Below are 426 nucleotides of genomic sequence, written 5' to 3'. Positions count from 1 at the left end.
AGATGCAGCATACGATGAATTGGATCCGCAAGTTAAGGATGCCTTGCTGCTCGCTAAACGCAACATTACTAGTTTCCATGAGAAAGAAAAGGCAACTGGATTTGTTGACGCCGAACAATCCGGGGTGATACGCGGACAAAAACTGTTGCCTTTAAAACGGGTTGGTTTGTATGTACCAGGTGGGACTGCTGCTTATCCATCTACTTTGTTAATGAGTGCATTACCTGCCAAAATTGCGGGTGTCAAAGAAGTAATCATGGTCACGCCACCACAGAGGAACGGCATTAACCCCTCCGTGCTGGCAGCTGCCAAAATTGCGGGCGTTGATGCGATTTATCAAGTTGGTGGGGCCCAAGCCATTGCTGCTCTGGCATACGGAACCGAATCGATTCCGGCTGTCGATAAAATTATTGGCCCCGGCAATAT

General features: G+C 48.4%; 1 protein-coding gene. It reads left to right on the top strand.

The window, feature by feature from the left end; all coding sequences use genetic code 11:
- The coding region (locus tag KH893_RS12440; RefSeq protein WP_281166355.1) for a histidinol dehydrogenase at nucleotides 1-426 on the top strand (426 nt) is incomplete at both ends.

Origin of the sequence: Liquorilactobacillus sicerae, assembly GCF_029916425.1 — a bacterium.
Taxonomy (GTDB): domain Bacteria; phylum Bacillota; class Bacilli; order Lactobacillales; family Lactobacillaceae; genus Liquorilactobacillus; species Liquorilactobacillus sicerae.
This window is presented reverse-complemented; position numbering and strand designations above follow the sequence as displayed.